This window comes from Arthrobacter sp. (genome assembly GCF_048266065.1).
Taxonomy (GTDB): Bacteria; Actinomycetota; Actinomycetes; order Actinomycetales; family Micrococcaceae; genus Arthrobacter_H.
This window is the reverse complement of sequence record NZ_JBLXAH010000008.1, coordinates 62,647-85,868: the sequence shown is the minus strand read 5'-3', so window position 1 is coordinate 85,868 and position 23,222 is coordinate 62,647. Positions and strand designations below refer to the sequence as shown.

At 69.5% G+C, this 23,222-nt stretch carries 22 protein-coding genes and 1 riboswitch; of the genes, 8 read left to right on the top strand and 14 right to left on the bottom strand.

The window, feature by feature from the left end; translation table 11 throughout:
* Nucleotides 1-15 precede the first annotated feature (15 nt).
* Together aztD and ACN0TP_RS13785 are read left to right on the top strand one after the other, a co-directional pair.
* Entirely contained in the window at nucleotides 16-1,344 is a 1,329-nt protein-coding gene (gene aztD, locus ACN0TP_RS13790) for a zinc metallochaperone AztD (RefSeq protein WP_417219849.1), read from the top strand.
* A gap of 27 nt (nucleotides 1,345-1,371) precedes the next feature.
* A complete protein-coding gene (locus tag ACN0TP_RS13785) occupies nucleotides 1,372-2,106 on the top strand; it encodes a DUF1992 domain-containing protein (protein ID WP_417219847.1) in 735 nt (244 codons plus the stop codon).
* An 85-nt stretch (nucleotides 2,107-2,191) separates the two neighbouring features.
* On the opposite strand, the gene rpsN is transcribed toward ACN0TP_RS13785, so the two are convergent.
* From rpsN to ACN0TP_RS13765, 4 genes are all read right to left on the bottom strand, one after another.
* Nucleotides 2,192-2,497, bottom strand: coding sequence for a 30S ribosomal protein S14 (gene rpsN / locus ACN0TP_RS13780; protein ID WP_372697254.1), 306 nt, complete (start codon nucleotides 2,495-2,497; stop codon nucleotides 2,192-2,194).
* A 4-nt stretch (nucleotides 2,498-2,501) separates the two neighbouring features.
* Nucleotides 2,502-2,669, bottom strand: a complete 168-nt coding sequence (gene rpmG / locus ACN0TP_RS13775; RefSeq protein ID WP_372697255.1) for a 50S ribosomal protein L33 — start codon at nucleotides 2,667-2,669, stop codon at nucleotides 2,502-2,504.
* A 1-nt stretch (nucleotide 2,670) separates the two neighbouring features.
* The gene (gene rpmB / locus ACN0TP_RS13770) at nucleotides 2,671-2,907 is read right to left on the bottom strand and encodes a 50S ribosomal protein L28 (protein WP_372697256.1); all 237 of its coding nucleotides are present in this window, start codon (nucleotides 2,905-2,907) and stop codon (nucleotides 2,671-2,673) included.
* Between the two features lie 408 nt (nucleotides 2,908-3,315).
* A complete protein-coding gene (locus ACN0TP_RS13765; RefSeq protein ID WP_417219846.1) occupies nucleotides 3,316-3,789 on the bottom strand; it encodes a MarR family winged helix-turn-helix transcriptional regulator in 474 nt (157 codons plus the stop codon).
* Between the two features lie 190 nt (nucleotides 3,790-3,979).
* Between ACN0TP_RS13765 and ACN0TP_RS13760 the strand changes: the two genes are divergently transcribed.
* Nucleotides 3,980-5,932 (top strand): acyl-CoA dehydrogenase family protein, encoded by a 1,953-nt coding sequence (locus ACN0TP_RS13760; protein ID WP_417219844.1) that lies wholly within the window; start codon nucleotides 3,980-3,982, stop codon nucleotides 5,930-5,932.
* Here the strand turns inward: ACN0TP_RS13760 and ACN0TP_RS13755 are convergent.
* A complete protein-coding gene (locus ACN0TP_RS13755; RefSeq protein WP_417219842.1) occupies nucleotides 5,917-6,678 on the bottom strand; it encodes a class I SAM-dependent methyltransferase in 762 nt (253 codons plus the stop codon). The genes ACN0TP_RS13760 and ACN0TP_RS13755 overlap by 16 nt on opposite strands.
* 94 nt (nucleotides 6,679-6,772) lie before the next feature.
* On the opposite strand from ACN0TP_RS13755, the gene ACN0TP_RS13750 reads away from it, so the two are divergent.
* Nucleotides 6,773-8,071 carry a YibE/F family protein gene (locus tag ACN0TP_RS13750; protein WP_417219841.1) on the top strand — a complete coding sequence of 433 codons (1,299 nt, stop codon included), beginning with the start codon at nucleotides 6,773-6,775 and terminating at the stop codon, nucleotides 8,069-8,071.
* A gap of 40 nt (nucleotides 8,072-8,111) precedes the next feature.
* On the top strand, nucleotides 8,112-9,071 hold the full coding sequence (locus ACN0TP_RS13745) for a metal ABC transporter solute-binding protein, Zn/Mn family (RefSeq protein WP_417219839.1): 960 nt from the start codon (nucleotides 8,112-8,114) through the stop codon (nucleotides 9,069-9,071).
* A gap of 75 nt (nucleotides 9,072-9,146) precedes the next feature.
* On the opposite strand, the gene ACN0TP_RS13740 is transcribed toward ACN0TP_RS13745, so the two are convergent.
* From ACN0TP_RS13740 to gcvP, 7 genes are all read right to left on the bottom strand, one after another.
* The gene (locus ACN0TP_RS13740) at nucleotides 9,147-10,295 is read right to left on the bottom strand and encodes a hypothetical protein (RefSeq protein WP_417219837.1); all 1,149 of its coding nucleotides are present in this window, start codon (nucleotides 10,293-10,295) and stop codon (nucleotides 9,147-9,149) included.
* 233 nt (nucleotides 10,296-10,528) lie between these two features.
* Entirely contained in the window at nucleotides 10,529-11,065 is a 537-nt protein-coding gene (locus ACN0TP_RS13735) for a GNAT family N-acetyltransferase (RefSeq protein WP_417219835.1), read from the bottom strand.
* A complete protein-coding gene (locus ACN0TP_RS13730; protein ID WP_417219834.1) occupies nucleotides 11,059-12,468 on the bottom strand; it encodes an L-serine ammonia-lyase in 1,410 nt (469 codons plus the stop codon). The genes ACN0TP_RS13735 and ACN0TP_RS13730 overlap by 7 nt, the downstream gene beginning before the upstream one ends.
* A 167-nt stretch (nucleotides 12,469-12,635) precedes the next feature.
* A complete protein-coding gene (gene glyA / locus ACN0TP_RS13725) occupies nucleotides 12,636-13,961 on the bottom strand; it encodes a serine hydroxymethyltransferase (protein ID WP_417219833.1) in 1,326 nt (441 codons plus the stop codon).
* On the bottom strand, nucleotides 13,958-14,338 hold the full coding sequence (gene gcvH, locus ACN0TP_RS13720) for a glycine cleavage system protein GcvH (RefSeq protein WP_417219832.1): 381 nt from the start codon (nucleotides 14,336-14,338) through the stop codon (nucleotides 13,958-13,960). Before gcvH ends, glyA begins: the two co-directional genes overlap by 4 nt.
* A 40-nt stretch (nucleotides 14,339-14,378) precedes the next feature.
* Complete coding sequence (gene gcvT, locus ACN0TP_RS13715) at nucleotides 14,379-15,503, bottom strand: glycine cleavage system aminomethyltransferase GcvT (protein ID WP_417219831.1); 1,125 nt, start codon at nucleotides 15,501-15,503, stop codon at nucleotides 14,379-14,381.
* A 37-nt stretch (nucleotides 15,504-15,540) separates the two neighbouring features.
* Nucleotides 15,541-18,426: an aminomethyl-transferring glycine dehydrogenase gene (gcvP, locus tag ACN0TP_RS13710; RefSeq protein WP_417219829.1), complete on the bottom strand. Its 2,886-nt coding sequence runs from the start codon at nucleotides 18,424-18,426 to the stop codon at nucleotides 15,541-15,543.
* Nucleotides 18,427-18,593: 167 nt separating this feature from the next.
* A riboswitch (glycine riboswitch) is annotated at nucleotides 18,594-18,693 on the bottom strand.
* A gap of 198 nt (nucleotides 18,694-18,891) precedes the next feature.
* On the opposite strand from gcvP, the gene ACN0TP_RS13705 reads away from it, so the two are divergent.
* The gene (locus ACN0TP_RS13705; protein ID WP_417219828.1) at nucleotides 18,892-20,373 is read left to right on the top strand and encodes an amino acid permease; all 1,482 of its coding nucleotides are present in this window, start codon (nucleotides 18,892-18,894) and stop codon (nucleotides 20,371-20,373) included.
* On the opposite strand, the gene ACN0TP_RS13700 is transcribed toward ACN0TP_RS13705, so the two are convergent.
* Nucleotides 20,370-21,104 (bottom strand): VIT1/CCC1 transporter family protein, encoded by a 735-nt coding sequence (locus tag ACN0TP_RS13700; protein ID WP_417219827.1) that lies wholly within the window; start codon nucleotides 21,102-21,104, stop codon nucleotides 20,370-20,372. The two genes, ACN0TP_RS13705 and ACN0TP_RS13700, sit on opposite strands and share 4 nt — an antisense overlap.
* 50 nt (nucleotides 21,105-21,154) lie before the next feature.
* A complete protein-coding gene (locus ACN0TP_RS13695; protein ID WP_417219825.1) occupies nucleotides 21,155-21,916 on the bottom strand; it encodes an SGNH/GDSL hydrolase family protein in 762 nt (253 codons plus the stop codon).
* Nucleotides 21,917-22,082: 166 nt separating this feature from the next.
* Here ACN0TP_RS13695 and ACN0TP_RS13690 point away from each other — a divergent pair, with 166 nt between their 5' ends.
* The gene (locus ACN0TP_RS13690) at nucleotides 22,083-22,391 is read left to right on the top strand and encodes a hypothetical protein (protein WP_417219824.1); all 309 of its coding nucleotides are present in this window, start codon (nucleotides 22,083-22,085) and stop codon (nucleotides 22,389-22,391) included.
* Nucleotides 22,392-22,396: 5 nt separating this feature from the next.
* Nucleotides 22,397-23,215 (top strand): FAD:protein FMN transferase, encoded by an 819-nt coding sequence (locus tag ACN0TP_RS13685; RefSeq protein WP_417219822.1) that lies wholly within the window; start codon nucleotides 22,397-22,399, stop codon nucleotides 23,213-23,215.
* Nucleotides 23,216-23,222: the final 7 nt, after the last annotated feature.

Sequence of the window (23,222 nt, the reverse complement as noted above, 5' to 3'; positions counted from 1 at the left end):
GGTTACGATCGACGCATGATAGATACCCCACCCCAGACCATCCCCCCGGCCACGACTCCCGGTTTCGACCGGCAACCGCGACGGATACGATCCTTCCGGAACGGCCTTCGCGGCAGTCCGCAAGCCATCATCGGGCCGCTCGCGGCGCTGCTGGTCCTGTCCGGATGCGGCGCCGGCTCCCCGGGCGCCGACGCCGCCGATGCCACGCCCCCGGCCGTCCCCACCGAGGCCGCCGCGGCCACGCCGCGCCTGGTGGCCACCTATGACGGAGGCGTGATGGTCCTGGACGCCGCGACCGGGGACATCGTGCTCGATGAGCCGTTGGCCGGATTCAACCGCCTCAACGCGGCAGGCGACGGTCGCCATGTACTCGTCAGCACGTCGGGGGGCTTCCGCGCCCTGGATGCCGGCGCCTGGTCGGTTCCACACGGGGACCACGACCACCACTACACGGCGCCCCCGGCCCTCACCGACCACCTCTTCCCCGCCACGGAACCGGGCCACGTGGTCCACCATGGCGGACACACGGTCCTGTTCGACGACGGCACGGGTCGCGCCACCGGGTTCGACCCCGCGGGGTTGGCCGAGGGGATGCCGGTCACGAGGCAGGACCAGGCCCCCGCGGCCCACCACGGCCTCGCCGTCGAGCTGGAGGACGGCACGCTGCTCATGACCTCCGGTACCGCGGACTCCCGGAGCGGCATCACCGCTTCCGGTCCGGCCGGCCCGTCGGGCCAGCGCACCGAGGTGGCGCGTTCCGGGCAGTGCCCGGGCGTCCACGGCGCCGCCATCGCCGCGGGGGAAGCCGTCGCCTTCGGGTGCGAGGACGGGATGCTCGTCTACCGCCAGGGCCGGCTCGCCAAGGTCCAGGCCCCCACCGCCTATGGCCGCGTGGGCAACCAGGCCGGATCCGACGCGTCGGCCGTGGTGTTGGGGGACTACAAGTCCGATCCCGACGCCGATCTGGAGCGGCCCACCCGGGTCAGCCTGACCAACACCGCGACCGGGGCCATGGAACTCGTGGAGACGGGAGCCAGCTACTCGTTCCGCTCCCTCGGCCGCACCCCCGAGGGCGGGGCGCTGGTCCTGGGGACCGACGGCCGGCTGCGCCTCATCGATCCGGACAGCGGGAAGACCACGGAGTCGGTCGCCGTGACCCGCCCCTGGAAGGAGCCACGCGAGTGGCAGCAGCCCCGCCCCTCGCTGGCCGTCCAGGATGACATCGCCTATGTCTCCGAACCCGGCACGCGCACGGTGCACCTGGTGGATCTGGACTCGATGGAATCCCTGGTGTCCTATCGCCTGCCCCACACGCCGAATGAGCTGGCGGCGATTCCCGGCTGAAGTTCCGGAGTGGGCCCCGGGTCTTGAGTGGCACGCCGCCGCCTCGGTACGCTGGAAGGACAATCCACGATCGAGGCGGTGGCCATCATGGGGCAGGCATCCTCCCCCGACCACGATGCAGCACGGCTGCAGGCGGCCCGTTACCAGGACGCCCGGGAAGCGGACGGGCAGCCACTCCCCGTTGACGACTACGAGCAGCGTTCGGGTTCGGCGTTCAGGGCGAAGGCCAACGGAGCGGGTATCGCCACGCAGGGCCCGCTGGAGAACCCGCCGGTCTTCCACGCCACCGACGAGGCCTGGGAGATCGCCACCCCGAGCATCGACCGGGCCATCGCCCGCGGCGATTTCGACCATCTCGCCTACGCGGGCCAACCGTTGCCCGAGCTCTCCTCCACCGATCCCGACTGGTGGCTCAAGGCGATGATGCGGCGTGAGCAGATCAGCGGCGTCGGCCCGCCCGCGCTGCTGCTGCGCACCGAGGACGCGGGCCTGGACGCCGCCCTCGACGCGCTCCCGGGCGAGACCCAGGTCCGCGAGACGATCGCCGACTTCAATGCACGGATCCGCGAGGCCCGCCGCCAACTGCTCGGTGGCCCGCCCGTCATCACGGCACTGCGGGACCCGGAGACCGAGGTCAGGCGGTGGCGCGAACGCCGCGGAACCACCGGCGCTGCCGGTCCCCCGCCACCGGATGCCCCGGCGCCGCGTTCCCCGGGCCGATGGCGGCGCACCTGGGCCTGGTTGATGTCCCCCTCGAGCTAGCCGGGTCCAGGGCCACACCACCCGTTAAACGCCCGAGGGCCCCTTCCGTTGCCGGAAGGGGCCCTCGGGGGTCAATCGCTGGTGTCTACCAGGACGACTTGGTGATGCCCGGAAGTTCGCCACGGTGGGCCATGTCGCGGAAGCGGACACGGGAGATCCCGAACTTCTGGAACGTGCCGCGGGGGCGGCCGTCGATCGAGTCGCGGTTGCGCACGCGCACCGGCGAGGCGTTGCGGGGCAGCTTCTGCAGGCCCAGGCGGGCCTCTTCGCGTGCCTCGTCGGTCGCGTTCTCGTCGACCAGGGTCTTCTTCAGCTCGGCACGCTTCGCGGCGTAGCGCTCCACGATGACCTTGCGCTGCTCGTTGCGAGCAATCTTGGACTTCTTAGCCATGTGTTTAGCGCTCCTCTCGGAATTCGACGTGCTTGCGGACCACCGGGTCGTACTTCTTCAGGACCATGCGGTCCGGGTTGTTACGACGGTTCTTGCGGGTCACATAGGTGAACCCGGTCCCGGCAGTCGACTTCAGCTTGATGATGGGGCGTACATCCTGTGCTTTTGCCATGTTAGAGCTTCACACCCTTCGCCAACAGGTCGGCAACCACGCGGTCGATGCCGCGGACGTCGATGGTCTTGATGCCCTTGGCCGACAGGGTCAGCGTGACATTGCGGCGCAGGGACGGAACCCAGTAGCGCTTCTTCTGGATATTCGGGTCGAACCGACGCTTGTTGCGGCGGTGCGAGTGGGAGATGCTGTGTCCGAAGTTCGGAACTGCACCGGTCACCTGGCATACAGCTGCCATGATCACTCCTCAGTAGTAGTAAATATTGGCGGTACTCGATAAAACAGATCACAGCGCGGTGTTGCTGCCTCTGAACCTGCGTTGAAGAGTCCCGCCACCAGTTGTGACACCGTGAATTACTGCGACGTGCGAAGGTAACCAGGCTGGGTGAGAACCAACCGAAGCGCCTTACTTGCGCGAAAGAACGGTGAATACAGCGTTCCGGTTGAGCATTTTTCCCTACTCGGTTGGTCCGCGTTATTCGGTTTACGGGCAACCACATCCCCGGTCTGGTCCGCTCCTGTCGGAGCACACCACAACGAGCACGTGACTTAACGCCTTACCATCCTAGAACGCCGGGGGGCCGAACGCCAAACGCAGGGTACGACGCCGGTGCCCCCTGCGGGGGTCGACGCGCCGTCGCGCAGGTCAGCGGAAGATCCAGTGCTCCGGGTCCAGACGGGAGACCAGCTTGCGGCCAATGCGCGCCAGGTCCTCCACGTCGTCGTCGGTGAGCCCGTCGAAGATCAGCTCGCGCACCGAGTTGACGTGTTCGGGGGCCAGCCCGGCCAGCATCTCCATGCCCGCGTCACACAGGTGGGCCACCGTCACCCGGGCATCCACCGGGCTCTGGGACCGTTCCACCCAGCCGCGGCCCTCGAGCTTCTTGACCACGTGGCTCAGCCGGGACAAGGAGGCATTGGTCCGTCCGGCCAGCTCGCTCATGGGCAACAGGTGGTCTTCGGTCTCGGAGAGCATGGCCAGCACGTGGTAATCGAAGAGGGTGATGCGTGCCTGCCGGTGCAGCTCGCTGTCGAGCAGGCTCGGCAATTGCATGGACACTGCCATGAGGGCCAACCAGCACTCGCGTTCCTGGGCTGACAGCCAGCGGGGTTCGGTCATGGAAACCATGATGTCACATGAACATTCAGGTGAATCCGGGGGCCGCGCCGCCGGGGCAACCCCACCGCAGGGCCATCGCTTGCCCCCACGGCGTAGCCTTGGTGGATAGCGTGTGGGCCACCGTCCCGCGGCCGGCCCCGGTGCCTGATACCGCGCGGCCCGCGGCACGCCGAGGACATGGGGAGTATCCATGGACGCCACAGCTGCACGCACCACCATCGATGAGAAGACCGCCCGCGCCGTGGCGGAGGCCGCCCGGGATGCCGGTGATGCCCGCCCCAGTTTCGCCCAGGGGCTCTACCTGGGCCGCACCGATTTCGGCCTCATCCACCCCCATCCCCGCCCCTCCCCCGACGAACAGGCGCGGGGGGAGGCCTTCCTGGACAGGCTGCGCACCGCCCTGGCCGCGTTCGACGGGCAACTGATCGAACGCGAGGCCCGCATTCCCGACGACTACATCCGGGCTCTGGCCGAGCTCGGGGTCTTCGGGATGAAGATCCCCACCGAATATGGAGGGCTCGGCCTCTCGCTGGCCTACTACGGGCGGGCGCTGATGCTGCTGGGATCGATCAGCCCGAGCATCGGGGCACTGGTCTCGGCCCACCAGTCCATCGGCGTCCCCGAGCCGGTGAAGATGTTCGGCAGCGCGGAGCAGAAGCAGCGGTTCCTGCCGCGTTGCGCCGCGGGGGCGATCACCGCGTTCCTGCTCACCGAGAACGATGTCGGTTCGGACCCCGCCCGGCTGGGGACAACGGCACAGCGTTCCGCCGACGGGGAGTCCTACGTCCTCGAGGGCGCCAAGTTGTGGACGACCAACGGGGCCGTGGCGGACCTGGTGGTGGTCATGGCGCGGGTCCTGCCGTACACCGGGACGGACGGGACACAGCAGCGTGGCGGCATCAGCGCCTTTGTCGTCGAGGCCGACAGCGAGGGCCTGGTGGTGGAGAACCGCAACGCCTTCATGGGGCTGCGCGGCATCGAGAACGGGGTGACCCGGTTCCACGGGGTCAGGGTCCCTGCCGGGAACCTGCTGGGACGCGAGGGCCAGGGACTGAAGATCGCCCTGAGCACCCTGAACACCGGACGCCTCTCCATCCCGGCCCTGTGCGCCGGTGCCGGAAAGTGGAGCCTGAAGATCGCCCGCGAGTGGTCCGCCGAACGCGTCCAATGGGGCCGTCCGGTCGGCCGGCACCAGGCGGTGGCCTCCAAGATCGCCTTCATCGCCGCCACGTCGTTCGCTGTGGAGTCGGTGTTCGAGCTCTCGGCGGCCCTGGCCGACGCGGGGATGAAGGACGTGCGCATCGAGGCGGCATTGGCCAAGCTCTTCTGCAGCGAGATGGCCTGCCAGATGGCCGACGAGCTCGTCCAGATCCGCGGCGGCCGGGGCTACGAGACGGCCGCATCCCTGGCCGCGCGCGGCGAACGGGCCGTCGCTGCCGAACAGCTGCTGCGCGACCTGCGCATCAACCGCATCTTCGAGGGGTCCACGGAGATCATGCACCTGCTCATCGCCCGCGAGGCAGTCGATGCCCACCTCACGGCAGCCGGCGACCTGGCCCGGGCGGATGCGACGCTCGCGGAGAAGGCCCGCGCGGCGGCGGGGGCCTCCGGCTTCTATGCCAAGTGGCTGCCCACGCTGGCCACGGGACCGGGCCTGCTGCCGACGTCGTACTCCGGTGCCGGGTCGTTGGGCACCCACCTGCGCTTCGTCGAGCGTGCGAGCCGCCGGCTTGCACGGCACACGTTCGCGGGGATGGCGCGCTGGCAGGCGGGCCTGGAAACCCGCCAGGTGTTCCTGGGGCGGGTGGTGGACATCGGGGCCGAGCTGTTTGCCATGTCGGCCTGCGTGTCCCGGGTGGAGCTGCTGCGGTCCACCGAGCCGGAACACGCCGACTCCGCGCGGGAGCTGGCCGAGGCGTTCTGCCGGCAATCGCGGGGGCGGGTTCAGCGGCTCTTCGCCGATCTCTGGGACAACACGGACGACGGCGATACGGCGTTGGCACGCCGCGTGCTGGCCGGGGACCATGCCTGGGCCGAGAAAGGGATCATCGACGCATCCGAGGGGACCGGCCCGTGGATCGCCGCGTGGTCCGGCTCCGATGACCGCCGGCCCGATGTCCGCCGCCCCTACGGCAGCGGCTGATCCGCCGCAGTGGATGGCTTGGAGAGGCAGTGCAGCAGGTAGCCGTAGCTCAGCCGTCTCTGGCCGGGGTGCGCGGCCAGGTGCGCCCCGGCGACGTCTGCCGGGAATTCCAGATGCAGCACCGCGTCGCGGTCCGCGACGGTCTCGAAGCTCCAGCTGCTCATGACCTGGCGGGTTTCCGCTCCCTGCCGGGCCCACCAGCTGCGGACGTGGTCCCCCGTGCCCTGGAACTGCTGGGCCGTGTCGCAGGCGCGGAGCATGGCGGCGAACTGGCCGTTGTCCTGGTCGTTGTCGATCACGACCAGCGTTCCCCCGGGCCGCAGCACCCGCAGGACCTCCCGCAGACCGGGGGTGCAGTCGTTGGTGGGGGTCGGGAAGAAGTAGGCGAACCGCGCGTGGACCACGTCCACGCTGCCATCGGCCAGGGGCAGGTGCTCCGCCGATCCATGCAGCACCTGGACGCCGTCCAGCCCCTGGGCGGCGACCCGTGCACGGGCGAGTTCGAGCAGTGAGGGATCCGGTTCGACCCCGATGACCGACGCGGCCTGCGCCGCGTAGCCCCGGAGCCAGAATCCGCTGCCGCACCCCAGGTCCACCACGACCTTGCCTGACAGGCCGGCCGCTTCTCCCAGCGCCCGGCGCAGGGTGCCCTCGTGGTCGATGGCGCGGTTCTCCACCTCATACAGCCCGGGGTTGCCCGCCTGGTTGGGGGCGGGTGCGAAGTCGGGCGGCACTGGTCCGTTCATCCCGCCAGCCTACCGGCGGCCGGCCGCCCGGCACTGCCTAGACTGGTGGATAGTCGCCACCCCGGCACTCCCGCATCCACGTTGAAGGAGCCCCATGGGCGGCAGCCATGCCCACGCGTCCGAGGTCCAGATCCTGGCCGACCCCCGGCGGCGGCGTCGGGCCCACCTGGTGCTGGCAGCACTGCTGGTCCCTGCGGCCCTGGCCGCCATCATCGGGACCTTCCTGTTGTGGCCCGGACCGGCCGCCGACCGTGTCTCGTTGGGCGATCCGTATGGGGTGGCCAGCGGCGTCGCCCTGCAGACCGGGACGGTGGAGCGCACCGTCACCGAGACCTGCCCCTCGTCGAAGGGCCTCTCCGAGGTCGGCGGCCGCGAGCTGGACTGCCAGGTCTCCTACGTCATCCCCCGGGGTTCACCTACCGCCGTTCCCGTGGAGGTCCCTCCCGAAACGGTGGCCTCCCGCCCGTTGCAGCCCGGGGACCAGATCCGATTCCTGGACCTGCACCAGGCATCGACTGCCATCGCGGCCCCGTATGTCTTCGTCGACTTCGTGCGCACCGTGCCGTTGCTGCTGCTGGCCGTCGCCTACGCGTTCGTCGTCTGCCTGGTCGCCCGGTGGAGGGGTTTCCGTGCCCTGCTGGGCCTGGCCGGCGGCTTTGCCTTCATCGGCTACTTCATGCTCCCGGCCCTGGTCGATGGCAGGCCACCCCTGCTGGTCGCCCTGGTCAGTGCCACGGTGATCATGTTCGGCGCCCTGTATTTCGCACACGGCTTCTCGGCCCGGACCTCGACGGCGCTGCTGGGCACGCTCTTCGGGCTGGCGGTCACCGCCCTGCTGGCCGTCTGGGCCTCGGATGCGGCCTACCTGACCGGGGTGGGGGATGAAAGCAGCTTCACGCTCTCCACCACGGTCCCGGAACTGAGCCTGTCCGGGCTGCTGCTGTGCGGGTTGTTGATTGCGGGGCTGGGTGTGCTCAACGACGTGACCATCACCCAGTCCTCGGCCGTGTGGGAACTCGCGGAGCTGGCACCGCATTCCTCCGCCCGGGAGCTGTTCACCTCAGCGATGCGGATCGGCCGCGACCACATCGCCTCGACGGTCTACACGATCGCGTTCGCCTATGCGGGGGCCGCGCTGCCCGTGCTGGTGCTGGTCAGCTTGTACGACCGCCCGCTGCTGGACACGTTCACCAGCGGGCAGATGGCCGAGGAGGTCGTCCACATCCTCGTCGGCTCCATCGGCCTGGTCCTGGCCATTCCCGCGACCACTTCCGTGGCAGTTGCCGTCGTCAAGGCGGTGGGCCGTCCGGATACCGCCCGGCCGACCCCGGCACCCGCGGTGCGTGAGCCCCAGCGATCTACCCAAGATGCAAACGATTCTCATTTGCTATAGGCTGTGACAGTTCCTTCCCCCGATGCCTGAAAGGCAGCCCATGCGATCACGCTTCGCCGTCATTCCCGCCCTCCTGATCGCACTGGGGATGGCCGGCTGTTCGGGCTCCACCCCAGCAGCGGAGGACAACACCGTCACCGTGGTGGCCTCCACCAGCGCCTACGGCGACATCGTGCGCCAGGTCGGCGGGGACGCCGTCACGGTGGAGTCGATCATCAGCAAGGCCTCCCAGGATCCCCATTCGTATGAGGCCACCCCGCAGGACAAGCTCACCCTCTCCCACGCCGACCTCGTGGTGGAGAACGGCGGCGGCTACGATGCCTTCGTCGACACGCTCACCCAGGACCTGGGGACGAAGAAGGCAGACATCATCACCGCCGTCGACTATTCGAAGGCGGCCCATGCCGACGGGGAGTCCGCCGACGGGGACCACTCCCACGGCTCCGACGCCGGACATGAGGGACACGACCACGCCTCGTTCAACGAACACGTCTGGTACGACCTGCCCACCGCGGCCGCCGTGGCCCAGGAAATCGCGCACCGGCTCGGCGAACTGAAGCCGGAGGACGCCTCGACCTTCACCGCCAATGCCAAGAAGTTCGCCCAGGGCACCACCGATCTGGACAAGCGGCTCCACTCCCTCGGTGCTGACGCCGCAGGCCATGAGTTCGCCATGACCGAACCCGTCCCCTTTTACCTCCTCGAGGCCGCCGGCTTGTCCGACGGGACACCGGAGGGCTTCAGCAGTGCCATCGAAGAGGGCAACGACGTCTCGCCCCTGATGCTGAGGGACTTGGAGAACAAGCTCTCCTCGGGGGACATCTCGCTGCTGGCCTACAACTCCCAGACCAGCAGCCCGCAAACGGAAGCCGTCCGGGGCCTGGCCGAAAAGTCGGGGGTCCCGGTGGTGGACTTCACCGAGACCCTGCCGGAAGGCTCCAGCTACCTGCAGTGGATGGGATCGAACATCGACGCCATCCAGGCGGCGCTGAAGGGCTGATCCCCCCGAGGCAACAGGAAGCCGGACCGCGGTGGCATGACCACCTCGGCCCGGCTTCCTCGTCTTCGGGTGGGCTCAGGCAGCTCCGGCCGCTCCACCCTTGGGCCACCGCAACAGCGCTGCGATGCCGGCCCCGTCGGGCAGCACTCCGGCGGGCACGTAGCGGATCGAGGCATCAGTCATGGCCACGGCCCGCAGCAACACCTCGGGGGCCGGCCAGGAACCCAGCGCCCCGGCTCCTTCGACGTCGGAATCCTCCGAGGCCAGCCAGGGTTCACCGCCCAGGGCCAGCAGTGAGTGGTCGTCCTGGAACTCGGCGACCACGACCGTTGAGGCCTGCCCCTGCTGCAGCGCCCAGACCACTTCGTCGAAACCCAGCACTGCGCCGGGTTGGGCGGCATTGACCTGGTTGGAGATCCGTTCGGAGAGCTCGCGGATGTCATCGGCCAGCAGGGCGGCGACGTGGGCTTCGATGTCCTTCTCGACGGCCGTGGCATCGGCCCCGCCGGTGCGGGTGTGCTGGCCAAGGGTGACGGTCAGCGCGCGGGTCGGCTCCGCCAGCTGGGACAGGACCAGTTCGCGGGCCTTCGTGTCACCGGCCAGGACGACGAGCCGCGCCCGGGTATCCCGGGCGACCTCGTCGACGAGCCGAGCGATTTCGTCGGCATTGCGCCGCCAGATCTCGCTGGTCTGGTGCTGGTTCTTCGACTCCTCATACCGCCCGGGGACCCGCCGCGCATGATGGGCCTCCTCCCGGTCCCCGGCGATGCGGTATTCCTCGGCCACCCCGGCCACCGCCGAGTGGCGCAGGCTCACCTCGCCGCCATCGCGGCCGACCTCGGCCACCAGGTAGGGGAATTGGCCTCCATGGGCCCGGGCCAAGGGGACCAGGTTCGGGAATTCGCTGCAGTCCACCTGCGGGGCTGCGGTCTTCACCCCCTGGACCAGTTCGTCGAGGACGACCTTCCCGCCGTTGACGGCGATGAAACGGGATACGGGGGCCGGACGGCCCTCGGCCGGGCGAAGGGCCGAGCGCATCGCCTCGATGTCGGCTGCACTGGCCTGCTGGCTCTTCAGCAGCTGGGAAACCGTATCGGGCAGGGCATCGGCGGCCTCCTGGGCCGCCGTCGTGCCCAGCGAGGCGTCTACGAAGGCCGTGCACCATGGGCCTTCCTGTCGAAACAACGTGGCATCAATTCCGCTGGAACCTGCCCTATTGGCCATGGGGAAACTCCTTCCCACGCGACGCCTTCGCCGCGTGACTACTGGGTCCGTGAGCCCACCGTAGCATCGTGGCGGCGCAGCGAACAGGGCATGGACGCGGGCCGGACGCCGAAGGGCGAGACCCTAGTCAGAGCCGTGGCACGGCCGTCACGAGGGGGGACATCAGGCCCCGGCCCGGCGGCGTCGGCGAACGTGCTGGTGGGCCGGTGGGGCAGGACCGCGGAGGACGGGGGCTAGGCGCCGGTGGGAACCCAGTACCGCAGTTTGGAATGGCCGGGAACCAGCTCGACGACGCCGTCGGGGACGCCGCCTGCCCCCTCGATGACGCGCCGCGATGCGACGTTGGAGTCATCGCAGGTCACCAGCACGGCATCCAGGCCGTGCCGGGCCGCGAGGGGCAGCACCCCGCGCAGGAGCGCGCCGGCATGACCACGACGGCGAAACCCGGGCCGGACGGCATAGCCGACATGTCCACCAATCGAGGCCAGGAAGGGGGTCAGTTCGTGCCGCAGCGAAATCCGGCCCACGAGCTGGCCGCCGGCCTCGGCGACCAGGAACGTGTGCGGGACGAAACCCTCGGCCAGCTCCCTGCCGTGTTCCTGCGCGGCCAGGCGGGTGGCATACGCCGCGAAGCCTTCTGCGTCGTCGTACCCGAGCAGGAAATCAAAACCGTCGGCGGCGAGCTCGGCGTGGGCGGCCATCGCCTGGTCCTCGTCGCCGGGAACCAGGCGGCGCAACGTCCACCCGGAGTCCTGGGGTTCCCCTAGCACTCCACGACGTTCACGGCGAGCCCGCCCATGGCGGTCTCCTTGTACTTGTCGCTCATGTCCTTGCCGGTCTCGCGCATGGTGATGATGACCTCGTCGAGGGAGACGCGGTGTTCGCCGTCGCCCATCAACGCCATCTTGGCGGCGTTGACCGCCTTGGAGGCGCCGATGGCATTGCGTTCGATGCAGGGGATCTGCACGAGCCCGCCGATGGGGTCGCAGGTCAGCCCCAGGTTGTGCTCCATGGCGATCTCCGCGGCGTTCTCCACCTGGGCGGGGCTGCCGCCCAGGACCTCGGCGAGCCCCGCGGCGGCCATCGAGGAGGCCGAGCCGACCTCGCCCTGGCAGCCGACCTCGGCACCGGAGATGGACGCCTGCTCCTTGTAGAGCACGCCGACGGCGGCGGCCGCGAGCAGGAAGCGGACGATGATGTCCTCCTTGTCCTCCCCCGTGGCGTATTCGATGCCGGGCAGGTAGTGCGTGGCGTAGAACATGACGGCGGGGATGATGCCCGCCGCCCCGTTGGTGGGGGCGGTGACGACGCGTCCGCCGGAGGCGTTCTCCTCGTTCACGGCCAGGGCAACGAGGTTGACCCATTCCTGCCAGTAGCGCGGGTCCCGGTCCTTGTCCTCCTTGCTGAGGCGTTCGTGCCAGTCGGGTGCACGGCGGCGGACCTTCAGCCCTCCGGGCAGCAGGCCCTCGCGGGAGATCGCGGAGTCCTTGCATTCCTCCATGACGGTCCAGATGTGCAGCAGGCCCTCGCGGATCTCCTCGCGGCTGCGGTAGGTGAGTTCGTTGGCCAGCATGACGTCGGCGATGCCCATCGAGCTGGTGGTGCAGTGCCCCAGCAGTTCCGCTGCGGTGCGGAAGGGGTAGGGCAGTTCCTGGTTGACCTCGTCGAGTTCTGCGGCGGCCGCCTCCTCGTCGCCTTCGCGGACGATGAATCCGCCGCCGACGGAGAAATAGGTCTCGTCCAGCAGGACGCCGCCGTCGGCGTCGAGGGCCTGGAAGCGGATGCCGTTGGTGTGGCGCGGCAACACGGTCAGCGGGTGCTGGACCATGTCCTCCACTGCGTACTTGAGGTCGTTCTGGGCACCCAGTTCGGCGCAGAACCGCAACGTCCCGGTCTCGGCAATGTCGGCCAGGCGTTCCTCGACCTGGTCCGGCAGGATGTTCTCCGGCTCGAAGCCCTCCAGCCCGAGCAGGACCGCGGTGAACGTGCCGTGGCCACGTCCGGTCGCGGCGAGGGAGCCGTACACGTCGATGCGCAGGTCCGCGGTGGTGGCAGCCAGTTGCTGTTTCACGAGTCCTGCGGCGAAGCGCTGGGCGGCCCGCATGGGTCCGACGGTGTGGGAACTCGAGGGACCGATGCCGACCGAGAAGAGGTCGAAGACACTGATGGCCATGCTGGTACTTCCTTTGAACGAGGGGTGCGGTTCCGGCGGGGGCCGGGTCCGCGGGTGGGGGGAGGCCGGTGGGCCTCCCCCGGTGACGCGTCGTGGGGTGGTGCGCGGCGGGCCCGGGGGTGTTGCCTTCCCGTGCCCGCCGTCTCCTCACGACGACGGTGCGCGGCTCAGGAGAGCGGGGCCAGCTCCGGGTAGAGCGGGTGGGCTGCAGCGAGGGCGGAAACCCGTTCTGTGAGCGATGCCAACACTGCCTCGTCGGCGCCGCCCTCGGCAGTGCCGGCCACCAACGCCTCGGCGATGATGTCGGCCACGTCGGCGAACGCCTCCTCCGAGAAACCACGCGTGGCCAACGCCGGGGTCCCGATCCGCAACCCCGACGTCACCATCGGCGGACGCGGATCGAAGGGAACCGCGTTGCGGTTCACCGTGATCCCCACCCGCGCCAACAGGTCCTCGCCCTGCTGGCCATCGAGGACCGAATCGCGCAGGTCCACCAGCACCAGGTGCACATCGGTGCCCCCGGTCAACACGCTGATCCCCCGCGCCGACACATCATCACCGGTCAGGCGTTCGGCCAGGATCCTGGCACCGGCCAGGGTGCGTTCCTGCCGCTCGGCGAACTCCGGCGACGCGGCGATCTTGAACGCAACGGCCTTGCCGGCGATCACATGCTCCAACGGTCCGCCCTGCTGGCCGGGGAACACCGCGGAATTGACCTTCTTGGCCACCTCGGCGTCGTTGGTCAGGATGATCCCGCCACGTGGGCCGGCCAACGTCTTATGCGTGGTGGAGGTGACCACATGGGCGTGCGGCACCGGTGAGGGGTGCAGCCCGGCGGCGACCAGGCCCGCGAAGTGGGCCATGTCCACGAACAGGTACGCGCCGACCTCATCGGCAATCTGACGGAACCGGGCGAAGTCCAGCTGCCGCGGGTATGCCGACCAGCCGGCGACGATCATCTTCGGGCGGTGCTCGCGCGCCAACGCCTGGACCTGGTCCATGTCGACCTCATGGGAGGCCTCATCGACCCCGTACGGCACGATGTTGTAGAGCCGGCCGGAGAAGTTGATCTTCATCCCGTGCGTCAGGTGGCCTCCGTGGGCCAGGTTCAGCCCCATCACGGTGTCACCGGGACGGATCAGCGCGTGCATCACCGACGCGTTCGCCTGGGCGCCGGAGTGCGGCTGGACGTTGGCGAAGCCGGCACCGAACAGGGCCTTGACCCGCTCGATCGCCAACGACTCGATCACGTCCACGTGCTCGCATCCACCGTAGTAGCGGCGGCCCGGGTAGCCCTCGGCGTACTTGTTCGTCAGCACCGAGCCCTGGGCGGCCATCACGGCCTGCGCCGTGTGGTTCTCCGACGCGATCATTTCCAGGCCGTCCTGCTGGCGGGCCAACTCGGCATCGATCCGCTCAGCGACCTCGGGATCGAGTTCTGCCAGCGACGCCGTCAACGAGGGGGCGGCCACGGGTGCCGTCGTCGTGGTCACTCGACGTCACCACCGTTGGCGGAGGCGTAGTCCGCCGCGGAGAGCAGCGGGCCCTCCTCGGAGACCTCGACGGTGAAGAGCCATCCGTTGCCGTACGGGTCCTCGTTCAGCAGTGCCGGGTTGTCCACGGCCTCCTGGTTGATCTCGACGACGGTGCCGGTGACGGGTGCGTAGAGGTCGGAGACCGACTTGGTCGATTCGACTTCGCCGCAGGTCTCGCCGGCGGTGATGGTGGCGCCGGCCTCGGGCAGGTCGACGTAGACGACGTCGCCGAGTGCATCGGCGGCAACCTGGGTGATGCCGACCTTGGTCGGGGTCGAACCGTCGACCCACTCGTGCTCGGCGGAGTAGCGGAGGGTGGAGAGAACCTTGCTCATGGTGTTGTCCTTTGTCTCTGGGATCCAGTACGGGTGGGCGTTACTTGTTGCGGGTGTAGAACGGCAGGGCCACGACCTCGAAGGGCTGGGGCTTGCCGCGCAGGTCGACGTCCAGTGCTGTACCGACCTCGGCCAGGGCGGCGTCGACGTAGGCCAGGGCGATCGGGTATCCCAGCGTGGGGCTGGGCTGGCCCGAGGTGACCTCGCCGACGACGTTGCCGTCCTTCATCACAGCGTAGTGCGAACGCCCGGCCCGGCGTCCGAGCCCCTTCAGGCCCACGAGCTTGCGGGGAGACCCCTCGGCCTTGGCGGCCTCCAGGGCGGCACGGCCGACGAAGTCCTCTTCCTTCTTGAAGGAGACAATCGGTCCCAGTCCGGCGTCGAACGGGGTCGTCTGCAGGGAGAGCTCGTTGCCGTAGAGCGGCATGCCGGCCTCCAGGCGCAGCGAGTCGCGGCAGGCCAGGCCCGCCGGGATGAGTCCGCGCCCGCTGCCGGCCTCCAGCAAGGCGTTCCACAGGGCGACGGCGTCGGCGTTGGGGAGGTAAAGCTCGAACCCGTCCTCGCCGGTGTAGCCGGTGCGGGCCAGCAGCACGGTGATCCCGGCGACGGTGACGTCATCGGCGGCGTAGTACTTCATGCCGGTGACCGTTTCGGCGTCGCCCGCCGCGACGAGGCCGAGCAGGATCGACTCGGCGAGCGGGCCCTGGATGGCCACCAGCGCGGTCTCGGCGGAGTCGTCGGTGACGGTGACGTCGAAGCCTGCGGCGCGTTCGGCCAGTGCCGCGGCGACCACGGGGGCGTTGCCGGCGTTGGGGACCACCAGGAAGCGGTCCTCGGCCCGGCGGTAGGTGATCAGGTCGTCGATGATCCCGCCGTCGGCGTTGCAGATCACCGAGTACTTGGCCTTGCCGACCTTCATGACCGCCATGTTGCCGGCCAGTGCGGTGTTCAGGAACGTGGCAGCGTCTGGGCCCTCGACCCGGACCTCCCCCATGTGGGAGAGGTCGAAGAGCCCGGCGGCCTCGCGGACCGCCTGGTGCTCGGCCAGCTCGGAGCCGTACTTCAGCGGCATGTCCCAGCCGCCGAAGTCGGTGAAGTTCGCGCCCAGCTTCTCGTGTTCGCCGTGCAGGGGCGTCTGCTGCGGCGTGGTGGTTTCGGTGCTCACGGGGAGTCTGCCTTTCGTCGGGTTCCGGGGATCCGGGTTAGTTCTCGAATGCCTCGGGAGGCGGGCAGGAGCAGATCAGGTTCCGGTCGCCGCCGGCCCCGTCGATGCGCCCCACCGGCGGGAAGTACTTGTCCTGGCGCAGGCCCGGCACCGGGAAGGCTGCCTGTTCGCGGGTGTACTTGCGGTCCCATTCGCTGGCGACGACGGCCGCGGCGGAGTGCGGTGCCAGGCGCAGCGGGGATTCCTCGGCCGTGTAGTCCCCGGCCAGGACCTGGTCCATCTCGGCGCGCACGGCGATCATGGCCTCGATGAAGCGCTCGATCTCGGCCAGGTCCTCCGACTCGGTCGGCTCGACCATCAACGTCCCGGCGACCGGGAAGGCCAGGGTCGGGGCGTGGAAGCCGTAGTCGATGAGCCGCTTGGCCACGTCCTCGGCGGTGATGCCGGTCTTGGCGGTGGCATCGCGCAGGTCCAGGATGCACTCGTGGGCGACCAGCCCCTGGTTGCCGGTGTAGAGCACGGGGAAGTACTCGTTGAGCCGGGAGGCCACGTAGTTCGCGGTCAGCAGGGCGTTCTTGGTCGCGTTGGTCAGCCCCTCCGCGCCCATCATCGCCACGTACGCCCAGGAGATCGGCAGCACGCCGGCCGAACCGTAGGTGGTGGCCGCGACGGCGGTGCCGGTGCGCTCGGTGGCCTCCCCGGCGGGGGCGCCGGGCAGGAACGGGAGCAGGTGCTCGGCCACGGCCACCGGTCCGACGCCGGGTCCTCCGCCGCCGTGCGGGATGCAGAACGTCTTGTGCAGGTTCAGGTGGGACACGTCGCCGCCGAACTTGCCCGGCTGGCCGAGCCCGACCAGGGCGTTCATGTTGGCGCCGTCGATGTAGACCTGCCCGCCGGCCGCGTGGACCTTGTCGCAGACCTCGCGCACGTCGGCGTCGTACACACCGTGCGTGGACGGGTAGGTGATCATGATCGCTGCCAGCGCGTCGCGGTGGGCCTCGATCTTCGCGTCCAGGTCAGCGGCGTCGATGGTGCCGTTCGGCGCGGTCTTGACGACGACGACCTTCAGGCCGGCCAGCACCGCGGAGGCGGCGTTGGTGCCGTGGGCGGAGGCCGGGATGAGGCAGACGGTGCGGGCATCGTCGCCGTTGGCGACGTGGAACTGGCGGATGGCCAGCAGCCCTGCGTATTCGCCCTGTGAACCGGCGTTGGGCTGGATGGAGACGCCCGCGTACCCGGTGATGGTGCTCAGCCGGTCCTCGAGGTCCGTGATCAGCTGGCGCCAGCCCTCGGTCTGGTGCGCCGGGGCATAGGGGTGGACGGAGGCGAACTCCGGCCACGACATCGATTCCATTTCGGCGGTGGCGTTGAGCTTCATGGTGCACGAGCCCAGCGGGATCATGGTGCGGTCCAGCGCCAGGTCGCGGTCGGAGAGCTTGCGCAGGTAGCGCAGCATCTGGGTTTCGGAGCGGACCGAGTGGAAGATCGGGTGCGTCATGAACCCGCTCGAACGCACGACGGCGGAGGGCAGCTTCTGCCCTGCCCCGGCTTCCGCGCGCTCCACGGCGGTCGCCGCATCGGCGACGCCGAAGGCCTCGGCGATGGCGACCAGGTGGTCCGTGGTGGTGGTTTCGTCGGTGGAGATGCCCACGGTGTCGGCGTCGACGCGGCGCAGGTTGATCCCGCGTTCCTCGGCGGCTGTGACGATCCCCTGCGCCTGGCCGGGGACCTGGACCGTGAGGGTGTCGAAGAACGCCTCGGAGGCGAGACCGAAGCCCGCATCACCCAGGACGGTGGCCAGCGTGCTGGCGCGCAGGTGGGCGCGGCGGGCGATCGCCTGCAGGCCCTCGGGGCCGTGGTAGACGCCGTACATCGAGGCGGTGATGGCCAGCAGCGCCTGGGCGGTGCAGATGTTGGAGGTGGCCTTCTCGCGGCGGATGTGCTGCTCACGGGTCTGCAGCGCCAGGCGGTAGGCGGGCAGGCCGGCGTCGTCCTTGGAGACCCCGACCAGGCGGCCGGGCAGCGAGCGCTCCAGGCCCTTGCGGACCGACATGTAGGCGGCGTGCGGGCCGCCGAAGAACAGCGGGACGCCCAGGCGCTGGGTGTTGCCGACGGCGATGTCGGCGCCCTGCTCGCCCGGGGGGACGATGAGGGTCAGCGAGAGGATGTCGGCGGCGACGGTGACCATGGCGCCGCGCTCCTTGGCGGCGGCGATGATCCCCGCCTGGTCCACCACGGCGCCGGAGTTGCCCGGCTGCTGCAGCACGATGCCGGAGATCTCGCCTTCGGGCAGGCCGGCTGAGAGGTCGGCGATCTCGAGTTCGAAGCCCAGCGCCTCGGCGCGGCCCCGCACGACGGCGATGGTCTGCGGGAAGAGGTCCGCGTCCAGCACTGTCTTGGCGTCGGCCTTGGCCTTGTTGGCGCGGCGCATCAGCAGGACCGCCTCGGCGACGGCGGAGGCCTCGTCCAGCAGCGACGCGTTGGCGATCGGCAGCCCGGTCAGGTCCGAGACCATGGTCTGGAAGTTCAGCAGTGCCTCGAGGCGGCCCTGGGAGATCTCCGGCTGGTAGGGCGTGTAGGCCGTGTACCAGGCCGGGTCCTCCAGGACGTTGCGCAGGATGACCGGCGGGGTGAACGTGTCGTAGAAGCCCTGGCCGATCATCTGCGTCTTCATGACGTTCTTGGAGGCGATGGCGCGCAGGTCGGACAGGACCTCGGCCTCGGAGCGGGCTGCGGGCAGGTCCAGCGGTGCCGACTGGCGGATGTCCGCGGGGACCGCTGTGTTCACGAGGTCATCGAGGGTCGCGTAGCCCAGGTGCTTGAGCATCGTCGCGGTGGCGTCGCCGCGGGGTCCGATGTGGCGGTCGGCGAAGGCAAGCTCGCCGGCGGGGCTGGTGGTGGGACGGGCCGTGGTCTCGGTCATCAGGGGGAACTCCAAGGGTGGTCGGTGTGCTGTGCACGCCGAATGAGCTTCGGTTCCTCCCCGACTCTGTATTGGACCTGAGAGATTCCGCCGTGCCCGGTGTCCCGGACGTGGCTTGCACCGTCGGTGAGCAGGCCCCGCGGGGTGCTGCTTCTTTCCAGAGTTGCCTCAGCGCGGCGGTACGGATGCCTGAGAGATTCCCGGGGAGGGTATTGCTCCTACGGCGCCCGCCAGTGGATCTGAACGGGACTCTCCCGCCGCATGTCATTGGCGTGTGTCCTCGCGGACACGCCTCCATGATACGGCGAGATCCACACCACAAACAAGCTGCGGTGGCGAACCCCCCGGTTTTGTAACCATGCATAGCAGTGCAAAAATATGAGCCGACCCTTCCACCACCGGCCGTTGCCGTGATCCGGCAACCACCACCCGACCCGGGCACATCCAGCCCGTTGAGGACACGCCATGCAGGCTTCCGCCAACCACCCGGCCCCGGCCTCCCGGCCCAGGCTCCCGCTGGGACGCCAGCTGCTGCTGCGCAAGGATGTCGAGGCGCTCAGCGCCGAAGCCGGGCACGGCTCCGGTGGCGGCACCATGCGCCGGACCCTGGGCGTGCTGCAGCTGACCATGATCAGCGTCGGAGCCACCCTGGGCACCGGCATCTTCGTGGTCCTCGGTTCCTCCGTGCCGCTGGCCGGTCCCGCCGTCTGGATCTCCTTCACCATCGCCGGGATCGCCGCCCTGCTGGCCGCGCTGTCCTACGCCGAAATGGCCGGTGCGGTGCCCGTCTCGGGGTCCAGCTACTCCTATACCTACGCGACCATGGGCGAGGGCCTGGCCTGGATCTGCGGCTGGTGCCTGATCCTCGAATACGGGGTGTCGGTCGCCGCGATCGCCGTGGGTGCGGGCGAATACGTCAACGAGCTGGCCGGGACCTTCAACGTCGAACTACCCGCGGCCCTGACCAACCCGCCGGGGGCCGACGGCGGCGTCTTCAACATCCCCGCAGTCGTCGTGGTGGTGCTCGCCATGGTCCTGCTGATGCGCGGCGCCAGGGAGTCCGCCACGGTCAACACCGTGCTGGTGTTCCTGAAGATCGCGGTGCTCATCTTCTTCGTCGTCATCGCCTTCAGCGCCTTCCACACCGGCAACTTCGCCCCGCTGCTGCCCATGGGCACCGCCGGCGTTTCGGCTGCGGCGTCGCGCCTGTTCTTCTCCTACATCGGCTTCGACGCCGCCTCCACGGCCGGCGAGGAGGCGGTCAACCCGCAGCGCGATCTGCCCCGGGCCATCATCGCCTCGATGGTCATCGTCACCGTGCTGTACATCCTCGTCGCCGTCGCCGCCGTGGGCGCCAAGGACTGGCAATGGTTCATCGGCAAGGAAGCCGCCCTGGTGCAGGTCCTGGAGGAGATCACCGGGCAACCCTGGGTCGCGCTGGTCTTCTCCATCGGCGCCGTGGTGGCGATCATCAGCATCGTCATCACCGTCCTCTACGGACAAACGCGCGTGCTGGTGGCCATGTCACGCGACGGCATGGTCCCGCGCGTGTTCGGCAAATTGCACCCGCGCACCGGCACCCCGGTGCTGAACACGCTGATCACCGGAGGCACCATCGCCCTGACAGCCGGCCTGGTCCCGCTGGGCCAGCTGGCCGATGCCACCAGCATCGGCACGCTCTTCGCGTTCAGCCTGGTCAGCCTGTCAGTCATCTACCTGCGCCGGAACCGTCCGGATCTGCCGCGCACCTTCCGCGTCCCGTTCTACCCGGTGACCCCCATCCTGGCCGTCGCCGGCTGCGTGTTCTTGATGGTCAACCTGGGCGGCATCACGTGGATCGTGTTCGGACTCTGGATGGTGCTCGGCGCCGGGGTCTACCTCGGCTATGGCCGGCGGCGCTCCACCGTGGCCTCGAAGCACGACGCCGGAGCCACCTCCCGCGCCTAGCCCACGGCTCCGCTGCTGCCGAGCCAGGTCCCGATGAGGAACGTGGCACCCAGGGCCAGCACGCCGCCGATGACCACGCGCACGATCGGCCGCAGCATCGGCGCCCGCCCCAGATAGGCCCCCAGGCCCCCGGTGAATGCCAGCGCCACCAACACCGCGGCGAAGGTCACGGGGATCTTCAACGCGGCAGGCAACAGCACAGCGGTGAGAAAGGGCAGCAGGGCACCGACGGTGAAGGACACCGCAGACGCCGTTGCAGCGGTCCAGGGACTGACCACGTCATCGGGGTCGATGTTCAATTCGGCGTCCAGGTGGGCACCCAACGCATCGTGGTCGGTCAGTTCCCGGGCGACCGTCGCCGCGGTCTCGGCACTGAGCCCGCGTTGTTCATAGAGGTAGGCCAGTTCCGCCAGCTCCTCGTCGGGCATCTCCTCGAGTTCGCGCCGCTCCGTGGCGATCAACGCCTTTTGCGAATCGGCCGAGCTGGAGACCGAGACGTATTCGCCCAGCGCCATGGAGACCGCCCCACCGATCAGGGCCGCGGCGCCCGCGGCCAGGATGGGTCCGGTGGCGGTCGTTGCCCCGGCCACGCCGACCACCACGGCAGCGGTGGAGACGATGCCGTCATTGGCCCCGAGCACGCCGGCGCGCAGCCAATTCAGGCGTTCGGCCAGTCCGGCCGACGCGTGGGGTTCATCCGGATGGGGCGCCGGTTCCGGCAGGTTGCTCATGCGTCCCAGTCAACCACCGTCCGGGTGCCCGGTCCCGGCACGAACCCGGCCTACAGCCGGACGTACGCAGGGTAGCGCGGACTCAGGGCGTCGCCCGAGGAGGTCCCGGTCAACCGCCGCTTGACCCACGGCACCACGTGCTCGCGGGCCCAGCGGGCGTCCTGCTGCATCCTGGCCAGACGGGTCTGCGTCGCCGCGGTCGCCAGTTCGGGTGTCTGGATCGCGTCGGTGGCCTCCAGCAGTTTCAACACCTTCTTGGCCATCAGCATGTGGCCCGGCGTCCCCATGTGCAGGCGGTCCTGGGCCCAGTAGCGCAGGTCGCTGAATTCACGCCACCGCCAGTAGTCGGCGACGACCGCGCCGTGGTTGTCGGCACTCTCGCGCACCCATTCGTTGTAGATCGCCGTCCGGCCGCGGGTCTTGCCGAAGACCGCCGAGTCCGAGGAATCAAAGCCGGTGAAGAGCACGACGGCGGCACCGGTGGCGCGCAGCCGGGCCACCATGTCGTCGTACCCCGCCATGAGTGCGTCGATGTCCACCCGCGGGCGCAGGATGTCGTTGCCCCCGGCGTAGAGCGTGACCAGGGTGGGTTGCAGCGCCAGCGCCGCGTCGAGCTGCTGGTCGATGACCTGGCGGATCTTCTTGCCGCGGATCGCCAGGTTCGCGTACCCCCAGGCCGGGTCGGCGGCGCACAGCTGTTCGGCCACCCGGTCCGCCCACCCCCGCACCCCGTTGGGACGGGTCGGGTCGTCGTCGCCCATGCCTTCGGTGAATGAATCCCCCAGGGCCACATACCGTTTCTCGAATTCCACGAACCCACCCTACGTCCGCCCGGTCCTGGGCGATGTTGCGCCCTCGGCTGAAACGGGGCGCCCAGCAGTGCTTTTCGAGCCACGGCACAGGGTCTTCACAGTTCGGTTGGGCAGTGTGGAACACAAGCATTCCCCGCAGGACCCCGGCCCCGAAAGGACCCCCGTCGTGAACATCCGCCAGGCCATTTTCGCCTCAGTGGCTTCCGCAGGGGTCCTGGCCTCCGGCTGGTTGGGCGGCACCGCCCCCGCCGCCCAGGCAGCCTCCACGCCCACCCCGCCGCGGCTGGGGTCGATCCCCTCAGGGGCCTCGGCGTCCAGCGCCGTCCGGACGGGCTCCCGGTCCTCGACCTTGTCCATGGTCCGGCGCCAGCAGCTGCGCGGTCCCGAACCGGTCCAGCTTCTCAGCGGCCCCGGCTACTCCCCCGCGGCCTACGCCATGACGCAGCAGGCCGCCCTCGACTCGTCGCTGGCGTGAGCCTCGTGGCCGATCACGCACCCGGTGACACCACCGACGATGCAGGACCTGCGGCACCGCGCCTGGCCAACCGCTCCTTCCCGGCCCTGGGGACGATGGTCAGCATCAGCGCCCCGCTGGACCCGGAGGAGCTCGATGCAGCGGTGCAGACGATGCGGCGCGTGTTCGACGAGACGGAGCAGTACTTCGGCGTCGGCGGCCGCGGCTCCGTGGAGTCACTGCGCCGCGGGGACATCGAATTGCGCTACTCCCACCACCGGCTGCGGACCCTGTACGAGCAGGCCATCAATTGGCGCAATGCCACCGAGGGCGCGTTCAGCCCGCACTCCCCCACCGGTCCGGTCGACCTGCGTGGGCTCGTCAAGGGCTGGGCCATCGCCCACGCGGGACAGTCCATGATGGACCTGGAACTGCCGCATTGGTCGGTCACCGCGGGCGGCGACGTGCTGTGCAGCGGTTCGCCGTTCCCCGCCGAACCCACCGGATCCGACCCGTTCTACGGGCGGCACTGGCGCGCCGGCATCACCGACCCGTTCGACACCGACGCCCTGGTCGCCGACGTCCCCTTGGCGGGAACCCCGGGATTCACCGCGGCACTGGCCACCTCATCCGGCCACGGCTACGGCCGCTCCAACGCATACCTGCAGGTCAGCGTCCTGGCGGAGGACATCGTCACCGCCGATGTGCTGTCCAAGGCGATCCTCGCCGGCGGCCCGGCCACCCTCGATGCCGCGGTCCGCGAACTGGGCGTCGAGGTCCTGGTCTGCGGGCACGACGGCGATTTGCACGCCTCCCCCGGCTGGCCGCTGCACCCCGCCGCCTGAGGCCCGG

Bases quoted from the DNA above. Each gene is read 5' to 3' on its own strand.
- aztD (WP_417219849.1), top strand. From the start codon at position 16: ATGATAGATACCCCACCCCAGACCATCCCCCCGGCCACGACTCCCGGT.
- rpsN (WP_372697254.1), bottom strand. From the start codon at position 2,497: ATGGCTAAGAAGTCCAAGATTGCTCGCAACGAGCAGCGCAAGGTCATC.
- rpmG (WP_372697255.1), bottom strand. From the start codon at position 2,669: ATGGCAAAAGCACAGGATGTACGCCCCATCATCAAGCTGAAGTCGACT.
- rpmB (WP_372697256.1), bottom strand. From the start codon at position 2,907: ATGGCAGCTGTATGCCAGGTGACCGGTGCAGTTCCGAACTTCGGACAC.
- ACN0TP_RS13765 (WP_417219846.1), bottom strand. From the start codon at position 3,789: ATGACCGAACCCCGCTGGCTGTCAGCCCAGGAACGCGAGTGCTGGTTG.
- ACN0TP_RS13760 (WP_417219844.1), top strand. From the start codon at position 3,980: ATGGACGCCACAGCTGCACGCACCACCATCGATGAGAAGACCGCCCGC.
- ACN0TP_RS13755 (WP_417219842.1), bottom strand. From the start codon at position 6,678: ATGAACGGACCAGTGCCGCCCGACTTCGCACCCGCCCCCAACCAGGCG.
- ACN0TP_RS13750 (WP_417219841.1), top strand. From the start codon at position 6,773: ATGGGCGGCAGCCATGCCCACGCGTCCGAGGTCCAGATCCTGGCCGAC.
- ACN0TP_RS13745 (WP_417219839.1), top strand. From the start codon at position 8,112: ATGCGATCACGCTTCGCCGTCATTCCCGCCCTCCTGATCGCACTGGGG.
- ACN0TP_RS13740 (WP_417219837.1), bottom strand. From the start codon at position 10,295: ATGGCCAATAGGGCAGGTTCCAGCGGAATTGATGCCACGTTGTTTCGA.
- ACN0TP_RS13730 (WP_417219834.1), bottom strand. From the start codon at position 12,468: ATGGCCATCAGTGTCTTCGACCTCTTCTCGGTCGGCATCGGTCCCTCG.
- gcvH (WP_417219832.1), bottom strand. From the start codon at position 14,338: ATGAGCAAGGTTCTCTCCACCCTCCGCTACTCCGCCGAGCACGAGTGG.
- gcvP (WP_417219829.1), bottom strand. From the start codon at position 18,426: ATGACCGAGACCACGGCCCGTCCCACCACCAGCCCCGCCGGCGAGCTT.
- ACN0TP_RS13705 (WP_417219828.1), top strand. From the start codon at position 18,892: ATGCAGGCTTCCGCCAACCACCCGGCCCCGGCCTCCCGGCCCAGGCTC.
- ACN0TP_RS13700 (WP_417219827.1), bottom strand. From the start codon at position 21,104: ATGAGCAACCTGCCGGAACCGGCGCCCCATCCGGATGAACCCCACGCG.